This window comes from Shimia sp., assembly GCF_041624275.1.
Classification (GTDB): Bacteria; Pseudomonadota; Alphaproteobacteria; order Rhodobacterales; family Rhodobacteraceae; genus Shimia.
In genome coordinates this window covers 1-1,943 of record NZ_JBFJVE010000304.1, presented here as the reverse complement: position 1 = coordinate 1,943, position 1,943 = coordinate 1, and the positions used below count along the sequence as shown (strand labels likewise).

Sequence of the window (1,943 nt, the reverse complement as noted above, 5' to 3'; positions counted from 1 at the left end):
CCACCAGCATCAGCCCCAGGTCCATGTCCGGGCGCCAGCTGGGCACGCTGGGCTTTGTCGTGCTCGGCCTCGCCGGCGCGGTGCTGATCCCCTTTGGCGACCTGCCGACGCGCCTGCCCGACCTGCCGCATCTCGCCGCCCTCTTCGCCGCCGGCCTGGTGGGGGTTCTGGCCTATAATGCGCTGACGCAGGCCATGCGCAACGGTGACATCGCCGTGGTCACACCGTTCCGCTATTCACGGCTGTTGTTCGCGCTGGCGATTGCCATGGCCCTGTTTGGCGAGCTGCCGGACAGGCTCACCCTGGCCGGGGCCGCGCTGGTGGTGGGCAGTGGCCTTTATACCCTGGCCCGCTCGGGCGGCAAAATCCCGGCTGGCCCCGGCGCCTGAGGTCGTGTACACCCCGGCCCTGCAACAGACAGGATAGACCATGACCAACCGCGCCGGATTCGTCGCCCTCATCGGAGAGCCGAACGCAGGGAAATCGACCCTGACCAACCGCATGGTCGGGGCCAAGGTCTCGATCGTCACCCACAAGGTGCAGACCACCCGCGCCCGCATCCGCGGCGTGGCACTCGAGGGCGAGGCCCAGATCGTCTTCGTCGACACGCCGGGCCTCTTTCGCCCGCGCCGCCGGCTTGACCGCGCCATGGTCGCCGCCGCCTGGGGCGGGGCGGCCGACGCCGATATCATCGTGCTGCTGGTCGAGGCGCACCGGGGCATCACCGAGGGCGTTGAGCGCATTCTCGAAGGGCTGGAGGACATCGGCAAGGGACGGCGCGTGGCGCTGGCGATCAACAAGATCGACAAGGTGCCCTCGGAAAGGCTGCTGAAGCTGACCCAGGATCTGAACCAGCGTTTCGACTTTGCCGAGACCTTCATGATCTCGGCCGAAAAGGGCCACGGCACCGAGCACCTGAAAACCTGGCTCGCCGAACAGCTGCCCGAGGGTCCGTGGCTCTACCCCGAAGACCAGATCGCCGACCTGCCGATGCGCATGATCGCCGCCGAGATGACGCGCGAGAAACTGACCCTGCGCCTGCATCAGGAACTGCCCTACCAGATGACGGTGGAAACCGAGAGCTGGGAAGAACGCAAGGACGGTTCGGCCCGCATCGACCAGGTGATCTATGTCATGCGCGACGGTCACAAGGGCATCGTGCTGGGCAATCGCGGCGAGACCATCAAGGCGGTCTCCAAGGCCGCCCGCGAAGAGCTGACCGAATTCCTCGGCCGCCGCGTGCATCTCTTCCTTCAGGTCAAGGTGCGCCCCAACTGGCTCGAGGAAAAGGAACGCTATTCCGAGATGGGGCTGGACTTCAAAGACGGCAACAAATGACCCGCCTGACGGCCAGGTTCTGGGTTCAGGCCTATATGAAACGGCTCGAGCTGCATGGCATCCCGGCCTATGTCGTGGCCCATGGCGACGACACGGCCGGCGCGGTGCTGGTCAAGCTGGCGACACTGGACGGCCGGGCCCGCGCCTTTCAGCGCAGCTTTGATCTGATGACCGGGGCGCGGGAATGGATGGTGCTGAGCGAAGGCGCCGAAGCCGAGGTCGACGCGGCGCTCGGCAAACAGCGCGGCTTCGACCCCGATCTCTGGGTGATCGAGGTCGAGGACCGCCAGGGCCGCCACCTGCTCGACCAGGACGGCCTGTCGGACTGACCGCCGCCCCCCGGGCTTCATCTCTTGCAAAATACTCGCGCCGCAGGCATCCGGCATTTCCGCCCGCGCCCCCTTGGCAAGGGCGCATTTCCCTATAGGGTCTCTTTCATGGAATGGCGCGACCAGGGCATCGTCCTCAGCACGAGAAAACACGGCGAGACCTCGGTCATCCTCGAGGTCTTCACCCCCGAACACGGCCGCCATGCCGGGGTGGTGCGCGGTGGCACCAGCCGCAGGATGACCCCGGTTCTACAGCCCGGCGCGCAGGTCGACCTG

Annotated in this window: 4 protein-coding genes; all 4 read left to right on the top strand. The window is 66.6% G+C overall.

From position 1 onward, the window contains the following. Positions 1-389: EamA family transporter (locus tag ABZD10_RS15435; RefSeq protein ID WP_372887887.1), on the top strand; the 389-nt coding region annotated here is incomplete at its 5' end. A gap of 40 nt (positions 390-429) precedes the next feature. Continuing rightward, positions 430-1,338 carry a GTPase Era gene (gene era / locus ABZD10_RS15430; protein ID WP_372887885.1) on the top strand — a complete coding sequence of 303 codons (909 nt, stop codon included), beginning with the start codon at positions 430-432 and terminating at the stop codon, positions 1,336-1,338. Further along, positions 1,335-1,667, top strand: coding sequence for a DUF1491 family protein (locus ABZD10_RS15425; protein WP_372887883.1), 333 nt, complete (start codon positions 1,335-1,337; stop codon positions 1,665-1,667). Before era ends, ABZD10_RS15425 begins: the two co-directional genes overlap by 4 nt. Before the next feature lie 108 nt (positions 1,668-1,775). After that, positions 1,776-1,943, top strand: a 168-nt coding sequence (locus tag ABZD10_RS15420; protein WP_372887888.1) for a DNA repair protein RecO, incomplete at its 3' end; no start/stop codon positions are given.